The sequence below is a fragment of the Streptomyces sp. NPDC055400 genome (genome assembly GCF_053644375.1).
In genome coordinates, this window is the sequence record NZ_JBSHLM010000005.1 from 189998 (window position 1) to 210286 (window position 20289).

Consider the following 20289-nt stretch of genomic DNA (forward strand, 5'->3'; position numbering starts at 1 on the left):
AGCTCAGAAGCTCACGGCAGTCGGCGAGACGGCTCAGGCCCGTGTCTTCGACGGCGTGTGCGGCGGCCGGACCGCCCGGCCGCCGTCAGTGGTGCCAGGCGTGCCCGCCCGTGTTGTGGATGAAGCGCTGAAGCACCTTGAGGGTGGTCAGATACTCCTCGTCCGAGACGCCCGCGTGCCGCTCCGCCCACAGCTCCTCCTGGAGTGCGGCCAGTTCGTCGAAGGAGTTCTTGCCCGCCGCCGTGAGCGAGAGCCGTCCCTCGGCGTCCTCGGTGAGCCAGCCGCGGGCGATCGTCGCGTCGATCTCCTCTGCCAGGACTACCTCTCCCGCGTCGAGGTAGCCACTGAGGGTTTCGGACACCTCACCCCGCGTCTTGACGCGCTCGGCCCGTGCGACCTGCGCGAGGACCCACCACTGCGGCTGGGTGGTGCCCTTCTCCGCGAGGGCGCCCCTGGTGCGGGCGACTACTGCCTTGTAGGCGGCCCAGGCCCAGTAGCCGATGGGCTGCTGGATCAGTTCCGCGTCGTTGTGCGAGTACTCCATGGCTGGTTCGCTCCGTCCGCTGCACACGATCCTTCGGTGCATCCGAGCCTAGAAACTGAACCACACTTGAGGTCCAGGGCTCGCGGCTCAAAAGATCGCGCGTTTTCGGATCGCGCGAGACCGCCGCGCCCTGTCACCCTGCTCTCATGAGTGATGCGGAAGTGCTGCTTCTCGGCGGACGGGCCGGTGTCGGCAAGACGACCGTGGGCTGGGAGGTGTCGGCCCTCCTGCGCGGCATGGAGGTGTCGCACGCCGTGATCGAGGGCGACTTCATGGGGCAGGTGCATCCGGCGCCGGAGGGCGACCCGCACCGGGCCGGGGTCACCGAGGACAATCTGACGGCCGTGTGGAGCAACTTCTCCCGGCGCGGCTACCGCCGCCTCATCTACACGAACACGGTCAGTGTGCTGCCCGAAGCGGCCGGCATGTTCGAACGCGCCATGGGAGCGGGCGTCCGGGTCGTACGGGTCCTGCTCACCGCCTCCGACACCACCGCCAAAGAGCGGCTGACCGCCCGGGAGATCGGGTCGGAGCTGGAGACGGAGCTGCGGGGCAGCGCCCGCAAGGCACGCCTCCTGGACGAGCGGGCCCCCGCGGACACCCTACGGGTGGCGACCGACGGGCGCACGGTCGCGGACATCGCCCACGAGGTACTGGCGGCAACCGGCTGGGGCGACCGGCCGCCTGTCACCGGGTGGGTCTAGGTGCCCGCCGTGCCCGAGCGGGCCAGCCAGCGGCCCCCGTGGCGTGACACCTCGATGGGGCGGCCGAAGCACTCCGTCATCCGGGCGGCCGTCAGCACCTCGTCGGCCCGGCCCCCCGCGAGAACCCGGCCGTCGCGCAGGAGCAGCGCGTGGCCGATCGCCGGCGACAGCTCCTCCAGGTGGTGGGTGACGGTGATGGTCGCCAACTCCCGGCGTCCCTCGGCGAGTTGACGCATCGTGTCGATGAGGTCCTCGCGCGAGGGCAGGTCGAGGGCGTTGAAGGGCTCGTCGAGCAGGAGCAGGGACGGGTCCGCCATCAGCGCGCGTGCGATGAGAAGACGGGCCCGCTGACCGCCGGAGCAGACGCCGTACGGCCGGTCGGCGAGTTCCTTGATGTCGAGTTCGGCCAGGAGCATGTGCGCGCGCTCGCGCACGTCGGCGTCGTACTTGCGCCACAGCGGCTGCACGGTGCCGGTGTGCCCGGTGAGGACGACGGTGTGCCCGGTGAGGTCCTGCGGCACGCGCTGCGCGCTCGACACCAGGCCGATGTGCGCGCGGAGTTCGCGTACGTCGACCTTGCCGAGGCGGTGGCCGAGGACCTCGACGGTGCCGGTGGTGGGGTGCATCAGGGCGCCGATGAGGCGGAGCACGCTGGTCTTGCCGGCGCCGTTGGCACCGAGCAGGGCCCAGTGTTCGCCTGAGCGCACGGTCCAGTTGATGTCGTCGAGGATGACCTGGCCCGTCGTGAACCTGCGCACGCAGGCCCCGTCGAGGGCGGCGACGATCCGTCCGTTGCTCACTGACGCCTCCTGTCGAATGGACCGGCAAAGGTTAGCTGCACACGGCATTCAAACGCGGAGACGTCCAGTTCGTGGACCGGTCGAGGAGCGTCGTCGCCGCGGGCACCAGCAGCAGTCGTAGGACCGTGGCGTCGACGAGCACGCTCGCCGTGCCGCCCAGGCCGAGCGTCTTCGTAGGGTTGTCACCACCAGTCACCACGCGCACATCCGAGGAGAAGCTCGTGACCATTGCCTTCACCGACGTACAGGCCGCGGCCGACCGCATCGTGGGGCACACGCGCCCGCTCGTGCCGGCTCCCCTGGGTGACGGGGCGTTCGACGGTGCGTTCGGCGAGGCCGAAGGCTGGCTGGCGCTGGAGTTCATGCAGCACACCGGGTCTTTCAAGGCGCGCGGCGCCTTCAATTTCGTGAGCAGCCACATAGAGGCGGGCCTGATGCCGGACGCGGGCGTCGTCATCGCTTCCGGGGGCAACGCCGGGCTCGCCTGCGCCTGGGCCGCGGCCCGCCACTCGGTCCGGGCCACCGTGTTCGTCCCCGAGACGGCGCCCGCCGTGAAGGTCGACCGGCTCAGGCGCCTGGGGGCCACGGTCCGGCAGGTCGGCTCGGAGTACGCGGAGGCGCTGGTGGCCTCCCAGAAGTACGCGGCCGAGAGCGGCGCCCTGGAGTCGCACGCGTACGACCACCCGCTGATCGCGGCCGGTGCCGGCACGGTCATGGAGGAGATCGTTCAGGCGCGGCCCGGCGTCGACACCGTCCTGGTGTCGGTGGGCGGCGGCGGCCTCTTCACGGGGATCGCCGTGTCTGCGCGTGAGCACGGCGTGCGCGTCGTGGCCGTGGAGCCGGAGCGCTGCTGCGCCCTGCACTCCGCGCTGGAGGCGGGCGCAGTGGTCGACGTCCCGGTCGACTCGGTCGCGGCGGACTCCCTCGGCGCGCGCCGCACCTCCGAGATGGCGCTCGAATGGGCCGGCCAGGGCCACGTGCGGTCCGTTCTCGTCACCGATGAGGCGATCGTGTCCGCACGTCAGGCCCTGTGGGACGACCGGCGGCTCGCGGTGGAGCACGCGGCGGCCACGGCGCTCGCGGCGGTGACCTCCGGCGTCTACACGCCCGCACCCGGCGAGCGGGTCGCCGTGATCCTGTGCGGCGCGAACACGGACCCCGGCGACCTGACGCGGAGCGCACGCCTCCTGCCCTGAGCGTGCACCCCCGCGGGCGTCCCAGCGCAATCCCGGGCGATCGAATCTACGATGGGGTTCTCCGGCCGCTCCCCCGCGCACGCTCGCGGGGACCGGCCGGGCGAGACGCCGATGAGTTCGGGGTGGAAGACGCAATGGCACAGGCCGCAGGCCCAGCGCGCACCGTCATCCTGACCGTGGACGACGACCCGGGGGTCTCCCGCGCCGTCGCCCGGGACCTGCGGCGCCGCTACGGCGAGTCGTACCGCATCGTCCGCGCCGAGTCCGGGGCGTCGGCCTTGGACGCGCTGCGCGAGCTCAAGCTGCGCGGCGACCTCGTGGCGGTGATCCTGGCCGACTACCGGATGCCCGAGATGAACGGCATCGAGTTCCTCGAGCAGGCCATCGACATCTATCCGGGCGCGCGCCGGGTCCTGCTGACCGCGTACGCCGACACGAGCGCCGCCATCGACGCGATCAACGTCGTCGACCTCGACCACTACCTCCTCAAGCCGTGGGACCCGCCGGAGGAGAAGCTCTATCCCGTCGTGGAGGACCTGCTGGAGACCTGGCGGGCCACCGACCGCAAGCCTGTGCCCACGACGAAGGTCGTCGGGCACCGGTGGTCGGCGCGGTCCTCGGACGTACGGGAGTTCCTCGCCCGTAACCAGGTGCCGTACCGGTGGTACTCGTCCGAGGATCCGGAAGCCCGGTGTCTGCTGGCCGCCGCCGGCGAGGACGGCTCGCGGCTCCCGGTCGTGATCACCCCGGACGGCACCGCGCTCGTCGAACCCGAGGACGCGGAGCTGGCCGCGCGGGTGGGCCTGGCGACGACGCCGACGGCCGACTTCTACGACCTGGTCGTCGTCGGCGGCGGCCCCGCGGGGCTCGGCGCGGCCGTCTACGGCGCGTCCGAAGGGCTGCGGACGGTACTCGTGGAGCGCTCGGCGACCGGCGGACAGGCGGGCCAGAGCTCACGGATCGAGAACTACCTCGGCTTCCCGGACGGCGTGTCCGGGTCGCAGCTCACCGAACGGGCCCGGCGCCAGGCCGCGAGGTTCGGCGCCGAGATACTCACCGCCCGCGAGGTGACGGGCCTGGAGGTGAACGGCGCCGCGCGCACCGTGCTCTTCTCGGACGGCTCCTCCGTCTCCGCGCACAGCGTGATCCTCGCGACCGGTGTGTCGTACCGGCAGCTGGACGCCCCGGGCCTCGCGGGACTCACGGGGTGCGGGGTCTTCTACGGTTCCGCGCTCACGGAGGCGAGCGCCTGCCAGGGGCGCGACGTGTACATCGTCGGCGGCGCGAACTCGGCGGGACAGGCCGCCATATTCCTGGCCAGGGGTGCCAAGTCCGTCACCCTCCTCGTCCGGGGCCAGTCGCTGTCCGCCTCGATGTCGCACTATCTCGTCCAGCAGATCGAGGACGCGCCCAACGTCTCCGTACGCACCGGGACCGTCCTCGAGGCCGCCCACGGCTCCGGTCATCTGGAACAGCTGACCCTGCGCGACGTGGCGACCGGGCACACCGAACTCGTCGACGCGCAATGGCTGTTCGTGTTCATCGGGGCGGCGCCGCTGACCGGCTGGCTGGAGGGGACGGTGCTGCGGGACGGGCAGGGGTTCATCATGGCCGGTCCCGACCTCACCCCGGACGGACGGCCGCCCGCGGACTGGGATCTCGACCGACCGCCGTACCACCTGGAGACCAATGTCCCCGGCGTGTTCGTGGCCGGGGACGCGCGCTCCGAGTCCGCCAAGCGCGTCGCGTCCGCCGTCGGAGAGGGAGCCATGGCCGTCATGCTCGTACACCGGTATCTGGAGCAGTCGTGAACGGGCGCCGGGTTCCGTGCAGCCGCGAGGAACTGGGCTCGCTGTTCCTGTTCGAGAAGCTCGACGCGGACCAGCTCGGCCGGCTGTGCCGCGAGGGCCACGTGGAGGCCTTCGATCCCGGGCCCGTGTACGCGGAGGGCGATCCGGCGACCTGCTTCTACGTACTCCTTGAGGGCGAGCTCGTTCTGTCGCGCCGCGTCGGCGCCGACGACGTCGAGGTGAACCGGAGTTCCAGCCGCGGTGTGTACTCGGGCGCCTTCCAGTCCTATCTCGGCGACCGAGCCCCGCAGACGTACAACAGCTCGATGCGGGTCACGGAGCCTTCGCGGTTCTTCATCCTGCCGGCCGACACCTTCGCGGCCGTCGTGCGGGAATGGTTCCCCATGGCCGTCCACCTGCTGGAAGGGCTCTTCTTCGGTGTCCGGAGCACCCAGCAGAGGATCGGGCAGCGGGAGCGGCTCCTCGCGCTCGGCTCACTGTCGGCCGGGCTCACCCACGAACTCAACAATCCGGCCGCCGCGGCCGCGCGGGCCACGTCGTCGCTGCGGGAGCGGGTCGCGGGCATGCGGCACAAGCTCGGCGCGATCGCCGCGGGCCCGTACCGGCGGGCCACGCTGGAGACGCTCATCGAGATCCAGGAGCGCACGGCCGAGCAGGTGTCCAAGGCTCCCGCACTGACCCCCCTCGAAGCGTCCGACCGCGAGGACGCCCTCACGGACTGGCTGGACGACCACGGGATCACCGCCGGCTGGCAGCTGGCGCCCAACTTCGTCCAGGCGGGCCTCGACACCGACTGGCTCGACCAGGTCGCGTCGGCCGTCGGCGAGGAGACCCTCGAAGGCGCCGTGCGGTGGCTGAACTACACGGTCGAGACCGAGCTCCTCATGAACGAGATCGAGGACTCCACCGCACGGATCTCCCACCTCGTCGACGCGGCCAAGCAGTACTCCCAGCTCGACCGGGCCCCGTCCCGGGTCGCCGACGTGCACGAGCTGCTCGACAGCACGCTGATGATGCTCTCCGGGAAGTTCGGCCACGGCATCAAGGTCGTCAAGGACTACGACCGCACACTGCCCGAGGTCCCCGCCTACCCCGGCGAGCTCAACCAGGTGTGGACGAACCTGATCGACAACGCGGTATCGGCGATGAACGACGCAGGCGGCGAGGGCACGTTGACCGTGCGCACCGCGCTCGATCGTGACCTTCTGCTCGTGGAGTTCCGCGATACCGGGCCGGGAATCCCCGCCGACATCCGTGGCCGCATCTTCGACCCGTTCTTCACCACCAAGCCGGTGGGCGAGGGGACCGGGCTCGGCCTCGACATCTCGTGGCGCATCGTCGTCAACAAGCACCACGGCCAGCTCGAAGTGCAGTCGGAGCCCGGAGACACCCGCTTCCAGGTACATCTCCCCCTCACGTCCACGAACTCCGACCCGGAACCCGTACCCGACCCCGCACCCGACCCCCCTCAGGAGCCTTCATGAGTACCCTGAACGGAATCGACCCCTCGGTCCCGCCGAGCGGCACCGGCTGCGCCGACTGCGACGCGCTCGGCGGCTGGTGGTTCCATCTGCGGCGCTGCGCGCAGTGCGGCCACATCGGCTGCTGCGACGACTCACAGGGCAAGCACGCGACGGAACACGCCAAGTCCAGCGGCCACCCGGTGATCCAGAGCTTCGAGCCGGGCGAGAGCTGGTTCTGGGACTACAACACGTCCTCGCTCATCGAGACGGGCCCGGACCTCGCTCCCCCCGCCAGCCATCCCGAAACCCAGTCGGCCCCCGGCCCGGCGGACCGGGTCCCCTCGAACTGGACCGAGTTGCTGGGCTGACCGGGTTCCCTGGAGGGCGGCGCTCCGGATCAGGTCCGCCCCGGGGCCGTGAACGTCACGTCCGCCGAGTGCGTCGTCGTGTCCGCGTCGCTGCCGAGGGCCCGGGCCGCGGCCCGCGAGACGGTGGCGGCCGGGATCTCCTCGCTGATGCCGGGGGCCGCCGGGACGTTCTGCGTCGCGTGGGCGTCGTACGGCAGGACCACCCGGTAGCCCCGCGCGAGAGCGGTGCGGGCGGTCGCCTGGACGCACATCCCGGACATCACGCCGCAGACGGCGAGCGCCTCGGCCCCCACGCCGGCGAGCCAGTGCGCTCCACGAGCCGGTCCGCGCCGGGCACCGCCCCGTCGCCGACGACGAACGCCGACTGGACTTCCACGACGATCAGGGCCTCCACAGGACGGTTCACGCGGCCATCATGACCGTCGGCGCCGGGCAGCTCCACAAGGTTTTGCGCGCTCCCGTGCCTGTGTTCCACTGACGTCGGATGCCGGTCAGGCCTCTGACGTGGGCGTTGACGCCGACGCCCCATGATCGACAGCAGGGAGAGGTTCGATGACGACGACCGCGAAGCCGAGCGTGCAGCACGAGGACGAGCAGGTGCGGGTGACCCGCTGGGACTTCGAGCCCGACACGCGTACCGGCCGCCACGTCCACGAGCACGACTACGTGGTCGTGCCCGTGGTGGACGGCCGGATCAGCGCGTTCGCCCCCGACGGCACGGTGACCGAGTCGCAGCTGCGCGCGGGCGAGTCCTACGCGCGCCCGGCGGGCGGCGAGCACGATGTCGTCAACACGGGTGGCACGTGGCTGGCGTTCGTCGAGATCGAGCTCAAGGGAACGTCGAAGGCCGTGTCGTAGCGTTCCGTCGGTCACCTGACGACGGTCACTTCACGAGGTACTTGCAACCCGCGATCGACTTGCCGTCCTCGTTGTCCGCGTCTCCTAGACTCGTCATGTGTCTAGGAAGGTTCGGGCCCCGGCGCTACCCTCCGCGCATGATTTCGACCGTTGTCTGGGGTACCGGAAATGTCGGGCGCGCGGCCATCCGTGCCGTCGAGGCCCACCCGGCGCTCGAGCTCGTCGCCGTGCTGGTCCACGACCCCGCGAAGGTCGGCCGCGACGCGGGCGAACTCGCGGGCCTCGACCAGGAGTTGGAGGTCAGGGCGAGCGACGACATCGAAGCGGTGCTGGCCGCCGGGCCCAGGGCCGTCGTGTACGCGGCCTCCGGCGACATCCGCCCCGACGACGCCCTCGCCGACATCGCCCGCGCCCTGCGGTCCGGCGCCGTCGTCGTCTCCCCCACCCTCTATCCGCTCTACGACCACCGAAGCGCGCCGCCGGAGTTCCTGGATCCGGTGGTGGCCGCCATCGCGGAGGGCGGCGGCTCCCTGTTCGCATCCGGCGTCGACCCGGGCTGGGGCAACGACGTCCTGCCGCTCCTCGTCAGCGGGCTCGGCAGCACCGTCGACGCGATCCGCTGCCAGGAGATCTTCGACTACTCGACGTACGACCAACCCGACTCGGTACGGCTCCTGGTCGGCATGGGCCAGCCGATGGACTACGACCCGCCCATGCTGTGGGACACCGTCCCCACCATGGTGTGGGGCGGGCAGATACGGCTGATGGCGCGGGCGCTCGGGGTCGAACTCGACGAGATCCGCGAGACGTTGGCCCGCCGCCCGCTCGACACCACGGTGAGCACGCGCACGATGGGCGACTTCGAGGCCGGGACCCAGGGCGCCGTGCGGTTCGAGGTGCAGGGCATCGTCGAGGGCGAACCCCTCATCGTCATCGAGCACGTCACCCGCATCCATCCGTCCTGCGCACCGGACTGGCCGACGCCGCCCGACGGCACCGGGGCGCACCGGGTGGTCATCGAGGGCCGTCCGCGCATCGAGGTCACCGTCGAGGCCGCGGACGAGGGCGAGAACCGGTCGGCCGGCGGCAACGCCACCGCTGTCGGCCGCCTCGTGAACGCCATCGACTGGCTCGTGGACCAGGCTCCGGGCCTCTACGACGCGCTCGACGTCCCACTGCGCCCCGCAGTCGGAAAACTCGGCCATCGCGGAAGGAAGCAACGATGATCATCGACATCCCCGAGGGACAGGAACCGATCGGCTACGTCTGGGGGGACATGGTCCCCGGTATCGGCACGGCGGCCGCCAACTTCTCACTGTCCGTGTACGCCCATACGACGCTGGGCCTGCGGGAGTTCGAGGCGGCACGGCTTCGGATCGCGCAGATCAACGGGTGTCGGTTCTGCCTGGACTGGCGTACCGACCGGGAGGGGGAGAAGGTCGAGGAGTCCTTCGCGGACTCGGTGACCGAGTGGCGTACCAGCGACGCCTTCGACGACCGGACCCGTCTCGCGGCGGAGTACGCCGAGCGGTACGCGCTCGACCACCACGGCCTGGACGAGGAGTTCTGGTCCCGGATGACCGCGCTGTACAGCCAGGTCGAGATCGTGGAGCTGAGCATGAGCATCGGTTCCTGGCTGGCGTTCGGCCGGCTCAACCACGTGCTGGGCCTCGACACCGTGTGCGTACTGCCCACGGCCTGAGACGCGGGGGCCACGGCCGGCCCCCGCGCTGTGCACCCGCTAGAGATCAGTCGCGATGATCTTCTCGATGTTCCGCTCGGCGAGCGCCGTGATCGTGACGAACGGGTTGACGCTCGTGTTGCCGGGGATCAGCGAGCCGTCGATGACGTAGAGGCCGGAATACCCGTGCAGGCGGCCGTAGTTGTCGGTGGCCTTGTCCAGGACCGCGCCACCGAGCGGGTGGTACGTGAGGTGGTCGCCCCAGATCTTGTACGTGCCGAAGAGATCGGTGCGGTAGATCGTGCCCTCCTTGGCGTTGATCTTGTCGAAGATCGTCTTGGCCATGTCGATGGAGGCCTGCTTCCAGGCCGTCTGCCAGTTCAGATCGGCCCTGCCCGCCTGCGCGTTCCACGAGAACTCGGCGCGGTGCGGGGTGTTCGTGATCGACAGATAGAAAGAGGCGTACGTCTCGATCCCGGTCGGCAGCGGCGCGACCTCGGCGAACGCGCCTCCGGCGGCCCAGTTGTCGATGCCGCCGCAGGGGATCGACGCCTGGACCTTGCCCGTCGGGTCCCACAGGTGGTTGGCGCGGCCGCACATGACGTTGCCGTTGTCGCCCCAGCCCTTGCCGACCTCGCCGTTCAGGCCGGGCAGGGCGCCGGTGGCCCTGAGCTTGACCAGGAGCTTGCTGGTACCGACGCTGCCGGCCGCGAAGAACACCTTGTCCGCGGTGACGGTCTTGGTGGCCGTGGTCGTGCCGGTGGTGTCGATCTGCTCGATGACGACCGTGTACCCGCCGCCGGGTGCGGGCGCGACCGAAGTCACCTTGTGCAGCGGCGAGACGGAGACCTTGCCGGTGGCTCCGGCCTCGGCCAGGTAGGTCTTCTGGAGTGACTTCTTGCCGTAGTTGTTGCCGTAGAGGATCTCGCCGGCGAGCGCCGACTTGGGGACCGTGCCGGCCGCTTCCTGCTTCATGTAGTCCCAGTCGTACACGTCGGGTACGAAGACGAACGGGAAGCCGGAGCGCTGGGCGTGCTTACGGCCGACGCGCGCGAACTGGTAGCACTCGGCGCTCTCGAACCAGGCCGGGTCGACGGTGCCGACGCCTAACGCGGCGTTGGCGCGCGGGTAGTACGTCGCGTACATCTCGGCGGCGTCGACCGACGGGAGGATGGCGCCGAAGTTCTCGCGCTTGGGCGTGACCGCCATGCCGCCGTTGACGAGGGAGCCGCCGCCGACTCCGCGGCCCTGGTAGACGATGATCCCGCCCATTTCCTCGGCGTCCAGAATTCCGGTGTAACGGGGGACGTCCTTGTCGAGCGGGAAGCCGAGGAAGTTGCTCAGGGGCTGTTTGGTCTTGGTCCGGAGCCAGTAGGAACGGGCGTCCGGGCTGGTCGTGTTGGCGAATATCCTGCCGTCAGGGCCGGGGGTGTCCCAGGCCATCCCCATTTCGATCATGTGGACGTCGACGCCCGCCTGGGCGAGTCTCAGCGCGGCCACGGAGCCGCCGTATCCGGTGCCGACGACGAGGGCGCGGACGTGCGCGCCGGGGTCGATCGGAGCGCCGACGGGGGCGGGGGCGGCATGGGCCGCGGGGGCGTGAGCCGACAGCGCCGCGGCGCTCAGAATAGAACCGGTTCCAGCGATAAAAGTGCGTCGCGAGACGTTCCTGGAACCGATTGCACGCGTGGTGGGACCACTCATGGCACGTTCCTCACTTTCGGCGGAATCGAAACGAGTTCTACTGCCCTTCGCGCATCAAGTCACTACACACGAATAGGTAATTCATGTGCGCCGAATAGGTAACTCGCGTCCACTCGACCCCGGGCGCACCGACGGCCCCGGGCGGCCGTCGAGGAGTTAGCACTGTCACACAGATCCAGGCAAGTCCCTGCATGTAAACAATCGAGCGGGTTACTACACTTCGTCAGGTTGTTCGGCGCCCGGCCGGACCGGCAGCACGGCTTTCATGCGGGATCACCGTTGATCCAGCTCCGGCGGCGACACGCAAGGAACCCATGACGACCTCACACAACGGCAGCGACGTCCCCCCGCTCGACGGACCGCTGCCCGGCATGGTGACACTCGACAACGCGGGTAGCCTCGCGGGGGAGCGCGGGACGCCGCGGATCGAACCTCTCGACCTGACGGTCGCCTCCCCCGACGCGGAGTCCTTCGAGGACAGCACCGCGGCGGCACACAGCGGCACGGCCCTGTTCACCGCGGGCCCCGCCGCCCCTGCCCGCACCCTCATGAACATCTTCGGCGCGTCCGTGCGCGACCACCGCGACGAGGTGGCCCTGGACGACGGGGCGAAGCAGCTCACGTACCGCGCGCTCGCCGACGAGGTGGAGAACCTGCGGGTGCGGCTCGCGCTGGCCGGGGTCCGCAGGGGCGACCGGGTCGGGGTCCGCGTCCCGTCCGGGACCAACGATCTCTACATCGCGATCCTGTCGGTGCTCGCCGTCGGTGCGGCCTACGTCCCCGTGGATGCCGAAGACCCGGACGAGCGGGCCGAGTTGGTGTTCGGCGAAGCCGGGGTCCGCGCCGTCATCGGCGCCGGCCACGACCTGACCGCGTGGGGACCCGACGGCAAGGAGGATGGCGGCACCAGGACTCCCCGGGGATCCACCGACTGTCTGCCCGGCACCGACGACGACGCCTGGATCATCTTCACGTCCGGCTCCACCGGGAAGCCCAAGGGTGTCGCGGTCTCGCACCGCAGCGCCGCCGCCTTCGTCGACGCCGAGGCCGCCCTGTTCCTCGCCGACGAGCCGATCGGCCCCGGCGACCGCGTGATGGCCGGCCTGTCCGTCGCCTTCGACGCCTCGTGCGAGGAGATGTGGCTGGCCTGGCGCAACGGCGCCTGCCTGGTGCCGGTGCCGCGGTCCCGCGTCCGCAGCGGCGCCGACCTCGGTCCCTGGCTCGTCGAGCAGGACATCAGCGTCGTGTCCACGGTGCCCACGCTCGCCGCGCTGTGGGAGCCCCAGGTCCTGGACGACGTACGCCTTCTGATCTTCGGCGGTGAGGCATGCCCGCCCGAGCTGGCGCAGCGCCTGGTCACCGAGGGCCGCGAGGTGTGGAACACGTACGGCCCCACCGAGGCCACGGTCGTCGCCTGCGCGTGCCTGATGACCGGCGAGGAGCCCGTCAGGATCGGACTGCCGCTGGACGGCTGGGAGTTGGCCGTCGTCGACGAGGCCGGCGCCCCCGTCGCCCTCGGCGCCACCGGCGAGCTCGTCATCGGCGGCGTGGGCCTGGCCCGCTATCTCGACCCCGCCAAGGACGCCGAGAAGTACGCGCCGCTGCCCTCCCTCGGCTGGGAGCGCGCCTACCGCAGCGGCGACCTCGTCAGGGCGGATCCGGAAGGCCTCGTCTTCCTCGGCCGCGGCGACGAGCAGATCAAGCTCGGCGGGCGCCGCATCGAGCTCGGCGAGGTCGACACGGCTCTGCAGGCGCTGCCCGGTGTCGCCGGGGCGGCCGCCGCCGTGCGCACGGCGCGCAGCGGCAACCAGCTGCTCGTCGGCTACGTCGTCACGCAGGACGGCTGGGACCGCGCCGGAGCCGTCGAGCGCCTGCGGGCCGCGCTGCCCGCCGCCCTGGTGCCGCTCCTCGCCCCCGTCGAGAGCCTGCCCACCCGCACGTCCGGGAAGGTCGACCGGGCGGCGCTGCCCTGGCCGCTGCCCGACCTGGAGACCTCCACGGGGCCCGCCGAGCAGTTGTACGGCACGGAGGCATGGCTCGCGGAACAGTGGGCGCACACGCTCGGGGTGTCCGTGACCGGTGCCAAGGACGACTTCTTCGCGATCGGCGGCTCCAGCCTGGCCGCCGCCCAGCTGACCACCCGGCTGCGCACCCGCTACCCGAGCGCCGCCGTCCTCGACATCTACCAGCACCCGACGCTGCGTAAGCTCGCCCGTCATCTGGAGGAGTCCGCACAGGGCACGGAGGCTCACCGCGATGTCGGGCCGGTGCCGGTGCGCGCCCAGATCGTTCAGCTCCTGCTTCTGCTCCCGCTGTTCACGCTGGTGGGGCTGCGCTGGTGGGTGGCTCTCACCGCGCTCGGCAATGTCCTCCACTGGTTCGGGTCCTATGCCTGGGCTCCGGCCGTGTCCTGGTGGTGGGTGGCCGCGGGAGCGGCGGTGCTGTTCAGCCCGGCGGGGCGGCTCGCGCTCGCCGCGGGCGGCGCGCGGCTGCTGCTGCGGGGCGTCGGGCCCGGCACGTATCCGCGCGGCGGCCGGGTCCATCTGCGGCTGTGGACGGCGGAGCGGCTCGCCGAGTACAGCGGAGCGACCTCGCTGACCGGTTCGTGGCTGCTGCGGTACGCGCGCGCCCTGGGCGCCCGGATCGGCGCGGATGTGGACCTGCACTCGCTGCCGCCGGTGACCGGCATGCTCAAGCTGGGCCGCGGCTGCGCCGTCGAGGCCGATGTGGACCTGTCCGGGCACTGGCTGGACGGCGACCGTCTGGTGATCGGTGCCGTCAAGGTCGGCGGTGGGGCCGTCGTCGGCACCCGCAGCCTGCTCTTCCCCGGCGCGCGCGTCGGCAAGAAGGCCGAGGTGGCCCCCGGATCCGCGGTGACCGGCCAGATCCCGACCGGGCAGCGCTGGGCAGGCTCCCCCGCCGTGAAGCTGGGCAAGGCCAAGCGGGACTGGCCGAAGCAGCGTCCGAAGCGCTCGTACGGGTGGCGGCTGATGTACGGCGCGTCGGGCCTCGCCCTCTCCGCGCTGCCGGCACTCGCGGCCGTGCCCGCGCTCGCGGTGGCCCTCCGCTTCGTACCCGCGGACGCGGGTGTCGGCGAGGCGCTGCGCGGCGCCCTGCTCGCGGTGGTGCCCGCCGCGCTGGCCTTCGGATGCGCCTACGCGCTGCTGCTGTCGGGCGCCGTGCGGCTGCTGAGCCTGGGGCTGCGGCCGGGGCTGCACCCGACGCACAGCCGCACCGGCTGGCAGGCCTGGACGGTCACACAGCTGATGGACGCGGCCCGGCAGACGCTGTTCCCCCTGTACGCGGGGCTCGTCACCCCTCTGTGGCTGCGGCTGCTCGGCATGAAGATCGGCCGAGGCGCGGAGGTCTCCACGGTCCTCGCCCTGCCGAGCCTCACCACGGTCGGCGACGGCGCGTTCCTCGCGGACGACACCCTGACCGCGCCGTACGAACTCGGCGGCGGCTGGGTGCGGATCGGGCGGGCCGCGATCGGGCGGCGGGCGTTCCTCGGCAACTCCGGCATGACCGGGCCGGGACGCAGCGTCCCGGACGGCGGTCTGGTGGGTGTCCTGTCGGCGACTCCGAAGAAGGCCAAGAAGGGCACTTCGTATCTGGGGCTGCCGCCGATGAAGCTCCCGCGCGCTCCCGAGGGCGGCGACCACTCCCGTACGTACGACCCGCCGGCGCGGCTGCTGTGGGCGCGCGGCGCGGTGGAACTGTTCCGGCTCGTGCCCGTCTTCTGCTCGGCGGCGCTCGCCGTCCTCACGGGCGGGGTGCTGTGCGCGCTCGCCGGTGCGACCGGCGCGGGCTGGTGGGCGGCTGCCGCGCTGTCCGGGGCGGTGCTCCTCGGCGCGGGCGTCGTGGGCGCGTTGGCGGCGGTCGCCGCGAAGTGGCTTCTCGTGGGCCGGCACCGGGCCGGTGAACACCCGTTGTGGAGCGGCTTCGTCTGGCGCGACGAGCTGGCGGACACGTTCGTCGAGGTGGTCGCCGTGCCGTGGCTGATCGGAGCGGTGCCGGGGACCCCGCTCATGACGCTGTGGCTGCGCGGCCTGGGCGCGCGCGTCGGCCGGGGCGTGTGGTGCGAGAGTTACTGGCTGCCGGAGACGGACCTGGTGACCCTCGGCAGCGCGGCCAGCGTGAACCGTGGCTGCGTGCTGCAGACGCACCTCTTCCACGACCGGATCCTGCGGATGGACAAGGTGGCACTCGGCGCGGGTTCGACGGTGGGCCCTGGCGGAATCGTCCTGCCGGGCAGTACGGTCGGCGCTCGCGCCACTCTGGGGCCCGCGTCCCTGGTCATGGCCGCGGAGTCCGTACCCGACGGCACACGCTGGCTGGGCAATCCGATCGAGGCCTGGCGGTCCTAGAAGGGCGGCCACAGCTTAAGGTCGGTCAGAGCTTCGATGCGTACGGCACGAGGTGGGGGGCACGACACAGACACGTTGAGTACGGCGCAGGGAGTGGACACTTCAGTGAGCGGCCAGACAGCGGCTTCGGAGCCGTACTTCCCCGGGCACGGCGACCCCCGCTACCGGGTGCACCGCTACGAGCTGTCCCTCGACTACCGCCCCGGCCCCAACCGCCTCGCAGGTCACGCCCGCATCAGCGCCATAGCGGGCCGGTCCCCGCTCACCGAGTTCCATCTCAACCTCGAGGCCTTCCGGCTCGGCAAGGTGCTCGTCGACGGCCGGCCGCCGCGCTACACGCACCGTGGCGGCAAGCTCCGGATCCGGCCCGTCAAGCCGCTGCGGGCCGGGGCCGCGTTCACGGTGGAGGTGCACTGGTCGGGCAACCCGAAGCCGGTCAACAGCCCCTGGGGCGGGCTCGGCTGGGAGGAGCTGTCGGACGGCGCGCTCGTCGCGAGCCAGCCCGTCGGGGCGCCGTCCTGGTTCCCGTGCAACGACCGGCCCGACGACAAGGCCGCGTACCAGATCTCCCTCACGGTCCCCTCGCCGTACACGGTGGTCGTCGGCGGGCGCCTGCTCACGCGCACGACGAAGTCGTCGACGACGACCTGGGTGTACGAGCAGCAGGCACCGACGCCGAGCTATCTCGTGGGCCTCTCGATCGGCATGTACCAGACGGTCCTGCTGGGCGAGCCGGGGCTCGGCGGTGTGCCACAGAGCGCGTACGTGCCCGTGCGTCTGCTGTCGGAGTTCTCGCGGGACTTCGCCAGGCAGCCCGAGATGATGCGGCTCTTCGAGGACCTCTTCGGGCCCTATCCCTTCGGTGAGTACGCCGTCGTCGTGGCCGACGAGGACTTCGACGTCCCGGTCGAGGCGCAGGGACTCTCCCTGTTCGGCGCGAACCACGTGGACGGGGCGCGGGGCTGGGAGCGGCTCGTCGCGCACGAACTCGCCCACCAGTGGTTCGGCAACAGCCTCACCATCGCCGACTGGCGGGACATCTGGCTGAACGAGGGCTTCGCCAAGTACGCGGAGTGGCTGTGGTCGGAGCGCTCGGGCGGCCGGTCCACGCAGGAACTGGCCGCCGCCGCGCACCGCGAGCTGTCCGTGCTCCCGCAGGATCTGCTGCTCGCCGACCCCGGCCGCAAGTCGCTCTTCGACGACCAGGTCTACGAACGCGGCGGGCTCACCGTGCACGCGATCCGGTGCGCGCTGGGCGACGAGCCGTTCTTCCGCATGGTGCGCGACTGGGTCTCGGCGCACCGGCACGGCGTGGTCACGACGGAGGCGTTCACGGCGCACGTCGCCCGGTACGCGGCGGCGCCGGTCGGCGACATCCTGACCGCGTGGCTGCGCCGCAGGCCACTTCCGCCGCTCCCGGCACCTCTCGTCCCGTACAGGTAAGGATTCCCCCGTGGCTGACGGAACACCGCGCTTCCCCCTGGATCCCACGCCCGTCCACGTGAGCGACGCCGTCCTGGACGACCTGCGCCGGCGCCTCGACATGACGCGCTGGCCCGACGACGTGGGGAACGGCGACTGGTTCTACGGGGTCGACCGCTCCTACCTCCAGGAGCTGGCCGAGTACTGGCTGCACAGCTACGACTGGCGCAAGGCCGAAGCCGCGATCAACGCCTACGAGCACTACCAGGTGCGCGTGGACGGTGTCCCTGTGCACTTCATGCGCAGGCCCGGGGCCGGCCCGAACCCCACGCCGCTGATCCTCACCCACGGCTGGCCCTGGACCTTCTGGCACTGGTCCAAGGTCGTCGACCCGCTCGCCGACCCCGCGGCCTTCGGCGGGGACCCGGCCGACGCGTTCGACGTCATCGTCCCGTCCCTGCCCGGTTTCGGCTTCTCGGCGCCGCTGCGCGACCACCCCGACATGAACTTCTGGAAGGTCGCCGACCTCTGGCACACCCTCATGACCGACACGCTCGGCCACACCGTGTACGCCGCCGGCGGCTGCGACATCGGTGCCCTGGTCACCGGTCAGCTCGGCCACAAGTACGCGGACGAACTCCTGGGCATCCACATCGGATCGGGCCTGAAACTCGACTTCTTCACCGGCGACCGCGCCTGGGACTTCAGTGGCGGCCGGCCCGTCCCCGACGGACTGCCCGACGACATCCGGGCCGGGATCCTGGCCTTCGACCGCCGCTTCGCCTCCCACCTGGCCGTGCACGTCCTCGACCCCAGCACGCTCGCCTACGGCCTGAGCGACTCGCCCGTCGGGCTGCTCGCCTGGATCCTGGAGCGCTGGGTCAGCTGGAGCGACCACCACGGCGACATCGAGACCGTCTTCACGAAGGACGACCTCCTCACCCACGCCACGATCTTCTGGGCCGGCAACACTATCGGCACGTCGACGCGGTACTACGCGAACGCCAACCGCTACCCGTGGACGCCCGCCCACACCCGCACGCCCGTCGTCGAGGCCCCCACCGGGCTGACCTTCGTCGGCCACGAGAACCCGCCCGGCGTCACGACGCCACAGCAGCGCGTCGACAACTGGCTGGCGAGCGACCGCGCCGACTGGTACCACCACGTGAACGTCAACGCCCATGACGAGGGCGGGCACTTCATCCCGTGGGAGGTCCCGGGCGCCTGGGTCGACGATCTGCGCCGCACGTTCCGCGGGCGGCGCTGAGCGGGCGGCACTGACCGGGGCCTGGACGCTACTCGAACCGCGAAGGGTCGCCCGCCCCGCGCCGTACGATCTCCATCTCGCCGCCGGCGAAGTCGATGACGGTGGTCGGCTCGGTGCCGCAGTCGCCGGAGTCGAGCACGACGTCGACCTCGTGGTCGAGCCGCTCCTTGATCGCCCAGCCCTGCGTCAGCGGCTCCTCCTCGTCGGGCAGGAGCAGCGTGCTGGACAGGATCGGCTCGCCGAGTTCGGCCAACAAGGCCTGCACCACGGCGTGGTCGGGGATCCGGACGCCGACCGTCTTCTTCTTCGGGTGCAGCAGCTGGCGCGGCACTTCCTTCGTCGCGGGCAGGATGAAGGTGTAGCTGCCGGGCGTCGCCGCCTTGATCGCACGGAACACGTCGTTGTCGATCTGCACGAACTGCCCGAGCTGGGCGAAGTTCTGGCACACGAGCGTGAAGTGGTGACGGTCGTCGAGCCGGCGGATCGCGCGGATCCGGCTGATGCCGTCCCGGCTGCCGAGCCGGCACCCCAGCGCGTAGCAGGAGTCGGTCGGATACGCGACGAGTTCGTCGGCCCGGATGCTGTCGGCCACACCGCTGATCGTGCGCCGCTGGGGGTTCTCGGGGTGTACGTCGAAGTACTTCGCCATTCCCCGATTGTAGTGGCCGCGGTCACACTTCGATCTCCGAACGGGCGCGGCTCTCCCCCGAAAGCGGTCCCCTGAAAGCAGTCCTCCGAAAGCAGTCCTCCGAAAGCAAAAAGGAAATGCGGTCACGACACGCCGGCGTGTTATATGGCCCTCATGGTGTCTTCCGACCGACTGCTGGCCTTCGCGGCCATGTCGTTCCTGCTGATCGTGATTCCGGGCCCCAGCGTGCTGTTCGTGATCGGACGGGCGCTGAGCCAGGGCCGCCGTGCCGCGCTGACCACCGTCGTGGGCAATACGCTCGGCGCCTACGTGCTCGTCGTGGCCGTGGCGCTCGGTGTCGGTGCCGTCGTGGAGCGCTCGGTCCTCGTCTTCACCGCGCTGAAGCTCGTCGGCGCCGCGTATCTCGTGTACCTCGGCATCAAGGCGGTGCGCCAACGGCGTTCGCTGCACGCCGCGTTCACGGGTGTCGGGGTCGCGCACGGCAGCCTGCGTACGTTGTGGGAGGGTTTCGCCGTCGGCGTGGCCAACCCCAAGACGATCGTGTTCTTCGCCGCCGTGCTGCCGCAGTTCGTGGACCGCGGCCAGGGGCACGTCACCCTTCAGATGCTGCTGCTCGGCCTGGTCTTCAATGTCATCGCGGTGGTGTCCGACAGCGTGTGGGGTCTGGTCGCGGCGACGACGCGGAGCTGGTTCGCCCGCTCGCCGCGGCGCCTCGGCATGGTCGGCGGCGTCGGCGGGCTCACGATGATCGGCCTGGGCGTCACCGTCGCGGCGACGGGCCGTACCGACTAGAGGCTTCCTGTCTACGGCGCGAGCGCAACGCCCAGAGAGACGGAGCCTATGGGCTTCGGCGCACCCTGCTCGTAGAAGACGTCCAGTGCCGTGATCGTGAATCCGGCCTCCGTCAGCAGGTCGGTGATCGGGCGCGTGAGGTGACAGCCGCCGAAGAGCCGCTTGTTCACCGGTTCCACGCGTCGCTGCCAGCGGCGTACGTTCTCGTCCCCTTCCGGTGCGAGTCCGTGCTCCAGGAAGTGCAGTGTCCCGCCGGGCCGCAGCACACGGCGCACCTCGCGCAGGGCGGCCCCGGCGTCGGGGATGGTGCACAGCGTCCAGGTCGACAGCGCGGTGTCGAAGCAGTTGTCCTCGAAGGGCAGCGACTGGCCGTCCGGGCCCGCGCGGCGCACCGGGACGGACGCCGCGCCGACCCGCCCGGCGGCGAGTCGCCATCCGACGTCCGAGGGTTCGATCGCGACGACGCCCTCGACGGTCGACGGGTAGTGGGGGACGTTGTGTCCCGTGCCGAACCCGATCTCCACGACCTGGCCCCGCAGCCCCTCGCAGACCCGCCGTCTCAGCGGCGCGGTCATCTTCACGCCACAGGCGACATCGATGATCCGGGGCAGCACCTGCTCGGCATAGAACCCCATGGCGGTCCTCCATATCTCCTGTCCAGCA

The 20289-nt window shown here is 71.1% G+C and carries 18 protein-coding genes and 1 pseudogene; 12 read left to right on the plus strand and 7 right to left on the minus strand.

The annotated features are described in order from the left end of the window. Positions 1-85: 85 nt before the first annotated feature. Positions 86-544 carry a MarR family winged helix-turn-helix transcriptional regulator gene (locus ACWIGU_RS15035; protein WP_454400920.1) on the minus strand — a complete coding sequence of 153 codons (459 nt, stop codon included), beginning with the start codon at positions 542-544 and terminating at the stop codon, positions 86-88. Between the two features lie 146 nt (positions 545-690). Between ACWIGU_RS15035 and ACWIGU_RS15040 the strand changes: the two genes are divergently transcribed. After that, entirely contained in the window at positions 691-1248 is a 558-nt protein-coding gene (locus ACWIGU_RS15040; RefSeq protein ID WP_356283975.1) for an AAA family ATPase, read from the plus strand. On the opposite strand, the gene ACWIGU_RS15045 is transcribed toward ACWIGU_RS15040, so the two are convergent. Then, a complete protein-coding gene (locus tag ACWIGU_RS15045; RefSeq protein WP_454400923.1) occupies positions 1245-2048 on the minus strand; it encodes an ABC transporter ATP-binding protein in 804 nt (267 codons plus the stop codon). The two genes, ACWIGU_RS15040 and ACWIGU_RS15045, sit on opposite strands and share 4 nt — an antisense overlap. 31 nt (positions 2049-2079) lie before the next feature. Further along, positions 2080-2277: a hypothetical protein gene (locus ACWIGU_RS15050; RefSeq protein WP_454400925.1), complete on the minus strand. Its 198-nt coding sequence runs from the start codon at positions 2275-2277 to the stop codon at positions 2080-2082. Here ACWIGU_RS15050 and ACWIGU_RS15055 point away from each other — a divergent pair. The 4 genes from ACWIGU_RS15055 (at position 2270) to ACWIGU_RS15070 (ending at position 6886) form a co-directional block, all read left to right on the plus strand. Beyond that, entirely contained in the window at positions 2270-3244 is a 975-nt protein-coding gene (locus ACWIGU_RS15055) for a threonine/serine dehydratase (RefSeq protein ID WP_454400927.1), read from the plus strand. The two genes, ACWIGU_RS15050 and ACWIGU_RS15055, sit on opposite strands and share 8 nt — an antisense overlap. Before the next feature lie 134 nt (positions 3245-3378). Continuing rightward, positions 3379-5055 carry an FAD-dependent oxidoreductase gene (locus tag ACWIGU_RS15060; RefSeq protein WP_454400929.1) on the plus strand — a complete coding sequence of 559 codons (1677 nt, stop codon included), beginning with the start codon at positions 3379-3381 and terminating at the stop codon, positions 5053-5055. Then, positions 5052-6539 (plus strand): ATP-binding protein, encoded by a 1488-nt coding sequence (locus ACWIGU_RS15065; protein WP_454400931.1) that lies wholly within the window; start codon positions 5052-5054, stop codon positions 6537-6539. The genes ACWIGU_RS15060 and ACWIGU_RS15065 overlap by 4 nt, the downstream gene beginning before the upstream one ends. Then, entirely contained in the window at positions 6536-6886 is a 351-nt protein-coding gene (locus tag ACWIGU_RS15070) for a UBP-type zinc finger domain-containing protein (RefSeq protein ID WP_454400933.1), read from the plus strand. Before ACWIGU_RS15065 ends, ACWIGU_RS15070 begins: the two co-directional genes overlap by 4 nt. Before the next feature lie 29 nt (positions 6887-6915). On the opposite strand, the pseudogene ACWIGU_RS15075 reads toward ACWIGU_RS15070, so the two are convergent. Beyond that, positions 6916-7322: pseudogene (locus tag ACWIGU_RS15075) on the minus strand (isochorismatase family protein). A gap of 116 nt (positions 7323-7438) precedes the next feature. Here ACWIGU_RS15075 and ACWIGU_RS15080 point away from each other — a divergent pair. The 3 genes from ACWIGU_RS15080 to ACWIGU_RS15090 all read left to right on the plus strand — a co-directional run bounded on the left by ACWIGU_RS15080 (position 7439) and on the right by ACWIGU_RS15090 (position 9446). After that, the gene (locus tag ACWIGU_RS15080) at positions 7439-7744 is read left to right on the plus strand and encodes a cupin domain-containing protein (RefSeq protein WP_454400935.1); all 306 of its coding nucleotides are present in this window, start codon (positions 7439-7441) and stop codon (positions 7742-7744) included. Positions 7745-7881: 137 nt separating this feature from the next. After that, positions 7882-8970, plus strand: a complete 1089-nt coding sequence (locus ACWIGU_RS15085; RefSeq protein ID WP_454400937.1) for an NAD(P)H-dependent amine dehydrogenase family protein — start codon at positions 7882-7884, stop codon at positions 8968-8970. Then, a complete protein-coding gene (locus ACWIGU_RS15090; RefSeq protein WP_454400939.1) occupies positions 8967-9446 on the plus strand; it encodes a carboxymuconolactone decarboxylase family protein in 480 nt (159 codons plus the stop codon). The genes ACWIGU_RS15085 and ACWIGU_RS15090 overlap by 4 nt, the downstream gene beginning before the upstream one ends. Before the next feature lie 39 nt (positions 9447-9485). Here ACWIGU_RS15090 and ACWIGU_RS15095 read toward each other — a convergent pair whose 3' ends face one another. Then, a complete protein-coding gene (locus ACWIGU_RS15095) occupies positions 9486-11129 on the minus strand; it encodes a GMC oxidoreductase (RefSeq protein WP_454400941.1) in 1644 nt (547 codons plus the stop codon). A gap of 314 nt (positions 11130-11443) precedes the next feature. Between ACWIGU_RS15095 and ACWIGU_RS15100 the strand changes: the two genes are divergently transcribed. The 3 genes from ACWIGU_RS15100 (at position 11444) to ACWIGU_RS15110 (ending at position 18185) form a co-directional block, all read left to right on the plus strand. Continuing rightward, positions 11444-15496 carry a Pls/PosA family non-ribosomal peptide synthetase gene (locus ACWIGU_RS15100; RefSeq protein ID WP_454400943.1) on the plus strand — a complete coding sequence of 1351 codons (4053 nt, stop codon included), beginning with the start codon at positions 11444-11446 and terminating at the stop codon, positions 15494-15496. A 105-nt stretch (positions 15497-15601) separates the two neighbouring features. After that, positions 15602-16939: a M1 family metallopeptidase gene (locus ACWIGU_RS15105; RefSeq protein ID WP_454400945.1), complete on the plus strand. Its 1338-nt coding sequence runs from the start codon at positions 15602-15604 to the stop codon at positions 16937-16939. A 10-nt stretch (positions 16940-16949) separates the two neighbouring features. Beyond that, a complete protein-coding gene (locus tag ACWIGU_RS15110; RefSeq protein ID WP_454400947.1) occupies positions 16950-18185 on the plus strand; it encodes an epoxide hydrolase family protein in 1236 nt (411 codons plus the stop codon). A 28-nt stretch (positions 18186-18213) separates the two neighbouring features. Here ACWIGU_RS15110 and ACWIGU_RS15115 read toward each other — a convergent pair whose 3' ends face one another. Beyond that, positions 18214-18834, minus strand: a complete 621-nt coding sequence (locus ACWIGU_RS15115; RefSeq protein ID WP_454400949.1) for an L-threonylcarbamoyladenylate synthase — start codon at positions 18832-18834, stop codon at positions 18214-18216. Between the two features lie 153 nt (positions 18835-18987). Between ACWIGU_RS15115 and ACWIGU_RS15120 the strand changes: the two genes are divergently transcribed. Further along, complete coding sequence (locus tag ACWIGU_RS15120) at positions 18988-19626, plus strand: LysE family translocator (protein WP_454400951.1); 639 nt, start codon at positions 18988-18990, stop codon at positions 19624-19626. Positions 19627-19637: 11 nt separating this feature from the next. On the opposite strand, the gene ACWIGU_RS15125 is transcribed toward ACWIGU_RS15120, so the two are convergent. Beyond that, on the minus strand, positions 19638-20261 hold the full coding sequence (locus tag ACWIGU_RS15125) for a class I SAM-dependent methyltransferase (protein ID WP_454400953.1): 624 nt from the start codon (positions 20259-20261) through the stop codon (positions 19638-19640). Positions 20262-20289: the final 28 nt, after the last annotated feature.